This is a genomic window from Streptomyces sp. NPDC006368 (assembly GCF_040612535.1).
In the GTDB taxonomy this organism is placed as follows: Bacteria; Actinomycetota; Actinomycetes; order Streptomycetales; family Streptomycetaceae; genus Streptomyces.
Genome location: NZ_JBEXQK010000080.1, coordinates 1 through 7,447, shown reverse-complemented (window position 1 = coordinate 7,447; position 7,447 = coordinate 1). Strand labels below are relative to the sequence as shown.

Annotated in this window: 8 protein-coding genes; 3 read left to right on the top strand and 5 right to left on the bottom strand. The window is 72.9% G+C overall.

Features of this window, described 5'->3' with window-relative positions; genetic code table 11:
- A partial coding sequence (locus ABZZ38_RS29925; protein ID WP_356745609.1) for a DEAD/DEAH box helicase occupies positions 1-1,706 on the bottom strand: 1,706 nt, incomplete at its 3' end.
- A 535-nt stretch (positions 1,707-2,241) separates the two neighbouring features.
- On the opposite strand from ABZZ38_RS29925, the gene ABZZ38_RS29920 reads away from it, so the two are divergent.
- Positions 2,242-2,976 (top strand): ferritin-like fold-containing protein, encoded by a 735-nt coding sequence (locus ABZZ38_RS29920; RefSeq protein WP_356745607.1) that lies wholly within the window; start codon positions 2,242-2,244, stop codon positions 2,974-2,976.
- 35 nt (positions 2,977-3,011) lie between these two features.
- Here the strand turns inward: ABZZ38_RS29920 and ABZZ38_RS29915 are convergent, their stop codons facing one another.
- The 4 genes from ABZZ38_RS29915 to ABZZ38_RS29900 all read right to left on the bottom strand — a co-directional run bounded on the left by ABZZ38_RS29915 (position 3,012) and on the right by ABZZ38_RS29900 (position 4,871).
- The gene (locus ABZZ38_RS29915) at positions 3,012-3,278 is read right to left on the bottom strand and encodes a hypothetical protein (RefSeq protein WP_356745605.1); all 267 of its coding nucleotides are present in this window, start codon (positions 3,276-3,278) and stop codon (positions 3,012-3,014) included.
- Positions 3,279-3,481: 203 nt separating this feature from the next.
- Positions 3,482-3,709: a DUF3107 domain-containing protein gene (locus ABZZ38_RS29910; protein ID WP_356745603.1), complete on the bottom strand. Its 228-nt coding sequence runs from the start codon at positions 3,707-3,709 to the stop codon at positions 3,482-3,484.
- Between the two features lie 121 nt (positions 3,710-3,830).
- Complete coding sequence (locus ABZZ38_RS29905; RefSeq protein WP_356745601.1) at positions 3,831-4,472, bottom strand: TetR/AcrR family transcriptional regulator; 642 nt, start codon at positions 4,470-4,472, stop codon at positions 3,831-3,833.
- Positions 4,473-4,652: 180 nt separating this feature from the next.
- Positions 4,653-4,871 (bottom strand): hypothetical protein, encoded by a 219-nt coding sequence (locus ABZZ38_RS29900; RefSeq protein WP_356745599.1) that lies wholly within the window; start codon positions 4,869-4,871, stop codon positions 4,653-4,655.
- Positions 4,872-5,011: 140 nt separating this feature from the next.
- On the opposite strand from ABZZ38_RS29900, the gene ABZZ38_RS29895 reads away from it, so the two are divergent.
- Together ABZZ38_RS29895 and ABZZ38_RS29890 are read left to right on the top strand one after the other, a co-directional pair.
- The gene (locus ABZZ38_RS29895; protein ID WP_356745597.1) at positions 5,012-5,974 is read left to right on the top strand and encodes an alpha/beta hydrolase; all 963 of its coding nucleotides are present in this window, start codon (positions 5,012-5,014) and stop codon (positions 5,972-5,974) included.
- Positions 5,975-5,982: 8 nt separating this feature from the next.
- A complete protein-coding gene (locus ABZZ38_RS29890; RefSeq protein WP_356745595.1) occupies positions 5,983-7,302 on the top strand; it encodes a DUF3152 domain-containing protein in 1,320 nt (439 codons plus the stop codon).
- Positions 7,303-7,447: the final 145 nt, after the last annotated feature.

Below are 7,447 nucleotides of genomic sequence, written 5' to 3'. Positions count from 1 at the left end.
GTCTTCCGGGTGCGGCGGGGCTTGGCCTCGGTGGTCTCCGCGGTGTCGGCGGGGGCCGCGTCGGCGGTCTTGCGCGTGCGGGTGCGGCGGGGCTTCACGGGCTCCTCCGCGACCGGCTGAGCGGCCGGCTCGGCGGCGGGCTCGGCCGCCACCGGGGTGACCGGTGCGGCCTGCGTCACCTCTGCCCGCGCCTGTGCCGGCTCGGCTCCGGCGCCCGCACGGGTGCGGCGGCGCCGGCGGATGGCGCGGGGGGCACCGGCCTCCGGGGCGTCCTCGACCTCGGGGGCCTCGGCCACCGCCGTCGCGGCCTCCGCCACCTGGCCCTCCGCGAGCGGGGCGCCGCCCCGCGTACGACGGCGCTGACGCGGCGTACGGGTACGTGCCGGCTCCTCCGTACCCTCCGTACGCTCCGTGCGCTCCGTGCGCTCCGTACGGTCCGAGCGCTCCGGGCGCGAGGAGCGCGACGGACGCGGGGAACGGCCACGGCCGCCCGTCTCGCCCAGGTCCTCCAGCTCCTCCGCCTTCAGGCCCGCCCGGGTCCGCTCGGCGCGGGGCAGGACGCCCTTCGTGCCGGCGGGGATGTCGAGCTCCTCGAAGAGGTGCGGGGACGTGGAGTACGTCTCCGGCGGGTTCGGGAAGCCCAGGTCCAGCGCCTTGTTGATCAGCTGCCAGCGCGGGATGTCGTCCCAGTCGACCAGCGTGACGGCGATACCCGACGCGCCCGCGCGGCCGGTGCGGCCGATGCGGTGGAGGTAGGTCTTCTCGTCCTCCGGCGACTGGTAGTTGATCACGTGGGTGACGCCCTCGACGTCGATGCCGCGGGCGGCGACGTCGGTGCAGACGAGGACGTCGACCTTGCCGTTGCGGAAGGCGCGCAGGGCCTGCTCGCGGGCGCCCTGGCCGAGGTCGCCGTGGACCGCGCCGGACGCGAAGCCGCGCTGGGCGAGCTGGTCGGCGATGTCGGCCGCCGTCCGCTTCGTACGGCAGAAGATCATCGCGAGCCCGCGGCCGTTGGCCTGCAGGATGCGCGCGACCATCTCGGGCTTGTCCATGGAGTGCGCGCGGTAGACGCGCTGCGTGGTGTTGCGCACGGTCGCGCCCTCGTCGTCGGGCGAGGTGGCGTTGATGTGCGTGGGCTGCGTCATGTAGCGGCGGGCCAGGCCGATGACCGCGCCCGGCATGGTCGCCGAGAACAGCATGGTCTGGCGCTTGGCCGGAAGCATGTTGATGATCTTCTCGACGTCGGGCAGGAAGCCCAGGTCGAGCATCTCGTCGGCCTCGTCGAGGACGAGGGCCCTGACGTGCGAGAGGTCCAGCTTGCGCTGACCGGCCAGGTCGAGGAGACGGCCCGGGGTGCCGACGATGACGTCGACGCCCTTCTTGAGGGCCTCGACCTGCGGCTCGTACGCACGGCCGCCGTAGATCGCGAGGACGCGGACGTTGCGGACCTTGCCGGCCGTGAGCAGGTCGTTGGTGACCTGGGTGCACAGCTCGCGGGTCGGGACGACCACCAGCGCCTGCGGGGCGTCGGTCAGCTGTTCGGGCGTCGCCCGGCCCGCCTCGACGTCCGCGGGGACGGTGACGCGCTCCAGCAGCGGCAGGCCGAAACCGAGGGTCTTGCCGGTGCCGGTCTTGGCCTGGCCGATGACGTCGGTGCCGGAGAGCGCGACCGGGAGGGTCATCTCCTGGATCGGGAAGGGGGACATGATGCCGACGGCTTCGAGGGCCTCGGCGGTCTCGGGAAGGATCCCGAGCTCTCGGAAAGTCGTAGTCAGGGTGCTGCCTCTTCTGTGAGACGCGGCATGAGGCGAACGCTTGGGGGTCTTACCGTGCCGGTGATGTCCGGCTGCGGGCCGCTGGGATCGCGAGATCGCAGCCGGGTGGCACGGGACCACTGCCGTCGCTCGAGCGTCATACCGCTGAGGGGCCCCTCATGTGGCACGTATGCGCACGGAGGGCTGTCGGGTCGGAGCCGATCGGGCCACCGACCGGGCATCCTCATTCATGAGATGGCCCACCGAGTATGTGTACGAAGATGACTGAATACTCAGCAGGCGCAATACCACTGTACCCCGGAATCGCGCAGGTGTGTTGGGCCGATTCATAACGAGGGCGACGTCACACCGGCGGGCCCGCGCCCGCGTCCCCCGGCGGTGACCACCGGGCGCCACCCCCGGCGGTGCGTGTCGTGTGCCCGGGCTGCGCCGTCCGGGGTGCGGCGCGCGGGCTATTGTGCGCTCCATGGAGACGCCTGACAACGCCACTGCCGCCGAACAACCGACCGGGATCGCCGCCCAGGACTGGGCCGGTGCCTCCGCCGATCCCCAGTACCGCGCGGCGGTCGTGGACCTGCTCGGCGCGCTGGCGTACGGAGAGCTGGCGGCCTTCGAGCGGCTCGCCGAGGACGCGAAGCTGGCGCCGACGCTGGCGGACAAGGCCGAGCTGGCCAAGATGGCGTCCGCCGAGTTCCACCACTTCGAGCAGCTGCGCGACCGGCTGGCGGCGATCGACGCGGACCCGACCGCGGCGATGGAGCCGTTCGCGGCGGCGCTGGACGAGTTCCACCGCCAGACGGCGCCGTCGGACTGGCTGGAAGGTCTGGTCAAGGCGTACGTGGGCGACTCGATCGCCAGCGACTTCTACCGCGAGGTCGCGGCCCGGCTGGACTCCGACACGCGGGCGCTGGTGCTGGCGGTTCTGGATGACACGGGGCACGGCAACTTCGCCGTCGAGAAGGTGCGCGCCGCGATCGAGGCGGACCCGCGGGTGGGGGGCCGGCTCGCGCTGTGGGCCCGCCGTCTGATGGGCGAGGCCCTCTCCCAGGCCCAGCGGGTCGTGGCGGAGCGGGACGCGCTGTCCACGATGCTCGTGGGCGGGGTCGCGGACGGCTTCGACCTGGCGGCGGTGGGGGAGATGTTCTCCCGTATCACCAAGGCCCACACCAAGCGCATGGCCGCGCTCGGCCTGGCGGCCTGACGGGCGCTCCCTCGGGTCCGGCGCCGCGCGGTGCGCTACGTCGCGGCCGTGCGGCGCAGGCGGCGGGTGGGGCGCAGCAGCAGGGACAGCAGGACCGCGTCGACCACCAGGGCCCCCAGCAGGGTGCCCAGGGTGTGGCCCGGGCCGACCGCCCCGTGCGTCACCAGCGCGCCGAACAGGGCGCCCAGGGTGCCGGTCACAAGGACCGGGCGGCGCGGTGGGAGCCGGTCGGCCAGCCGCTGGAGGGCTGCCCAGGACAGGACGAGTCCGAGGACGACGGAGCCGAGAGCTTCCCACAGCACAGCTGATCACCTCGCGGGTGGCGGGGCGGGCAAAACGGTCGTAGCCCGTACTACCCGATCAGCGTGCGAAACAACCCTGAAGAGCCGGAAGATCCCCGGGATGACCCCGCGCTCCCCGCGGGGCAGCGAGTGTTCGGGGCATGGGGAAGGCCCGGCGGGTACATCCCGCCGGGCCTTCCCCATGCCCCCTGGGGGCATATGCCTCAGAGCGCGCCGAAACCCACCCGGCGCGTCGCCGGCTCGCCGATCTCCACGTAGGCGATCCGGTCCGCCGGAATCAGGACCTTGCGACCCTTGTCGTCCGCCAGGCTGAGCAGCTGTGCCTTGCCCGCCAGAGCGTTGGCCACCGCGGCCTCGACGTCCTCGGCGGACTGCCCGCTCTCCAGAACGATCTCCCGGGGCGCGTGCTGCACGCCGATCTTGACCTCCACGGCTATGTCCCTCCGAACGGTCAGCGTTGCGCGGTCAGCCGCGCCGTACGCAGCACACATTAGCCCGGAGAGGCGACAGGGCAGCGATCAACGGCGCACGCCAACAGCGAACACGGACCGCTCAGTGCGCGTCGGAGCCGTGCAGCGGGAAGCCCGCGATGCCGCGCCACGCCAGGGACGTGAGAAGCTGCACCGCCTTCTCACGCGGGATCGGCGACGCGCTCGACAGCCAGTACCGCGCGACCACCTGCGAGACACCGCCCAGACCCACCGCCAGCAGCATGGACTCGTCCTTGGACAGGCCCGTGTCTCCCGCGATGACGTCCGAGATGGCCTCGGCGCACTGCAGGCTGACGCGCTCGACGCGCTCGCGCACCGCCGGCTCGTTGGTCAGATCGGACTCGAAGACGAGACGGAAGGCACCGCCCTCGTCCTCCACGTACGCGAAGTACGCGTCCATCGTCGCGGCGACACGCAGCTTGTTGTCGGTCGTCGAGGCGAGCGCCGTGCGCACGGCCTGGAGCAGGGACTCGCAGTGCTGGTCCAGCAGGGCCAGGTACAGCTCCAGCTTTCCGGGGAAGTGCTGGTAGAGCACGGGCTTGCTGACCCCCGCGCGCTCGGCGATGTCGTCCATCGCGGCCGCGTGGTATCCCTGGGCGACGAAGACCTCCTGGGCGGCGCCCAGGAGCTGGTTGCGTCGGGCTCGGCGCGGCAGGCGCGTGCCCCTCGGGCGCGCCGCCTCTGTCTGCTCGATGGCTGTCACGCCGCCTCCCAAATTCGATCCATGTGGCGCTGTGCGCCACGCCCGCCATCGTACTTTTGGGTAACGCGGCTGTGCGCGGTGCGAGCGCAGAATTTCACGTACCGGACGCCCGTGGTAGCTCCGCGAGCGCTGGAGATTCAACGTTTAACAACGTCAAACGGCCCAAACCAGCGGATCGGATCAGCGGTAGTCGTCCTCGTCCATCTCGACCACCCGGGTCTGCTCGGCGGCGTCCGCCGGATTCGCCACGGAGGGATCGACGCGGGTCAGCGGGTCGTCCCCGCGCTCGCGCACCTCCCTGGCCTGCTCCGCGGCGTCCGCCTCCGGGGTCTCCTCGTCCAGTCCGCTCGCCTCCGGCGTCTCGTCGATGGTCTCGGGGTCGGTCGGGTCGACGGTCATGGGCTCCCTTTCACATGGACGGTGGGGGGCCTGGGCAAATTGCCCTCTATATGAGCCTAGGAGGTACCCATCCCCTGCGCTATACGATCTGTGACGGCGAACACATCAATCGCCGCGTGATCGTCTCGTAACATTGCCGCATGTCCTCGACCGAGCTGCCGGAAACCCGCATCGCCGCCACGGTGGCCCCGCGGGTCAGCACCGTGCGGGTCGCGGAGGGCGAGCGGCTCCGCACCGTGGCCCTGCCCGGACTGACCCTGAGCGTGCGCGCGCGCCCCGGCGAGCGGCCCGGACTGCCACCCGCGCTGTACGTCCACGGGCTCGGCGGCTCCTCGCAGAACTGGTCGGCGCTGATGCCGCCGCTCGCGGACCTCGTGGACGGCGAGGCGGTCGACCTGCCCGGCTTCGGCGACTCCGCGCCGCCCGACGACGGCGACTACTCCGTGACCGGGCACGCCCGCGCGGTGATCCGGCTGCTGGACGCCGCCGACCGCGGGCCCGTCCACCTCATCGGCAACTCGCTGGGCGGCGCCGTCGCCACCCGGGTCGCGGCCGTCCGCCCCGACCTCGTACGCACCCTGACGCTGGTCTCCCCGGCCCTCCCCGAGCTGCGTGCCCAGCGCGGCGCCTGGCCCACCGGGCTCCTCGCGCTGCCGGGCGTCGCCTCCCTCTTCTCCCGCCTGACCAGGGACTGGACCGCGGAGCAGCGCGTACGCGGCGTGATGTCCCTCTGTTACGGGGACCCCGGACGCGTCACCGACGAGGGGTTCCGCAACGCCGTGGAGGAGATGGAGCGGCGCCTGGCCCTGCCGTACTTCTGGGACGCCATGGCACGATCGGCACGCGGCATCGTCGACGCCTACACCCTGGGCGGGCAGCACAACCTGTGGCGCCAGGCGGAGCGGGTGCTCGCGCCGACGCTGCTGGTGTACGGGGGGCGGGACCGGCTTGTCTCGCACCGCATGGCGCGCAAGGCCGCCACGGCCTTCCGCGACTCGCGGCTGCTGACCCTCCCGGACGCCGGACACGTCGCGATGATGGAGTACCCCGAGACGGTCGCGAAGGCCGTACGGGAACTGATCGACGACAACGGCGGGAGCTGATCCGGGGCGTGGGACGACATAGTCGCAAGGGCCCCGCCTCGACGGCCGTGGGCGAGGGAGACGTCCCGGCAGGCCGGCCCGCCCCCGCCCCCGGCAGCGGGCGGCGCCGCAGAGGCGCGGCCCCGCCGCCCTCCCCGGCCGCGCCGGCGCCGGGCCCGTACGACACCCCTCACCACGGCACGCACCGCATGGGCGACCAGCAGGTCCGCGGCGGCCACCCCGAGCACCGGGAGCAGGGCGGCGGCTGGGGGCAGCCCGGCCGCCACGGCGAACGGCGCGGCGCGGCCCGTCCGGGCCAGGAGGCCGACGCGAACGCGGATGCCGCGAGTGCGGCGCGCGCGCCGAGGGGCGTGGGCGCGGGGGCGCGGATGCCGGGGCCCCGGCGCGAGTTCGTCGAGGCCTTCGAGGAGGCGCCGCGGCGGCCGGGCCCCGAGTCGCCCGGGCCCGAGCCGCTCACCGAGGACGCCGGGCTCGGCAAGGACACCCAGCCCGTCAAGCCCCCCAAGGGCCGCGCCTTCACCTTCACCGGGATCGCCGCCGCGGCCGTCACCACCGTCCTCGCCGTCGTCGTGGCCGGCCAGGTCACCGACACCGGGCCCGGCGCCTCCGCCGGCCGGCCCGCGGGCGAGGCCGCCGCGCGGGGCGGCGAGGGCGGCTCCGCCTCCCGTTCCGACGAGCGGCGGGCCGTACCGCCACGGGCGCGGCAGAACCCGCCGGCCGTCGTGGCGACATACGCGCAGCTGATGACGGAGCGCTTCCCGATGGACCCGGAACTGAAGGGGTCCGGCCGGTTCGAGGCCGTACCGGGGCTCGACAGGGCGCCCGGCAAGGGCCGCAAGGTGCGCTACCGCGTGGACGTCGAGCAGGGGCTCGGGCTCGACGCGGGGCTGTTCGCCGACGCGGTGCAGAAGACGCTCAACGACGACCGCAGCTGGGCGCACGGCGGTGCGATGACCTTCGAGCGGATCTCCACCGGCACGCCGGACTTCGTGATCACGCTGGCCAGCCCCGGAACCACCGGTGTCTGGTGCGCCAAGTCCGGTCTGGACACGACGATCGACAACGTCTCGTGCGACTCGGCCGCCACGGACCGCGTGATGATCAACGCCTACCGGTGGGCGCAGGGCTCGGAGACGTACGGCGCCAAGGCGATGCACGCGTACCGGCAGATGCTGATCAACCATGAGGTCGGGCACCGGCTGGGACACAACCACGTCACCTGCCGCACACCGGGCGCGCTCGCGCCGGTCATGCAGCAGCAGACCAAGTCGCTGAAGGTCGACGGCATCACATGCCGCCCCAACCCGTGGGTGTTCCCCGGTTCCTGACTCAACGTCAGAACGCACTGACCCGCTCGCCCGGTGATCGACGTCGCGTGACGGCCCCGTTCCTTAGCGCGACAGAACGCGGCGGGTACGGGAAAGTTACGTGCATTCACCCCTTCCGGTGGCGCGATGGACAACCGTCCATCGC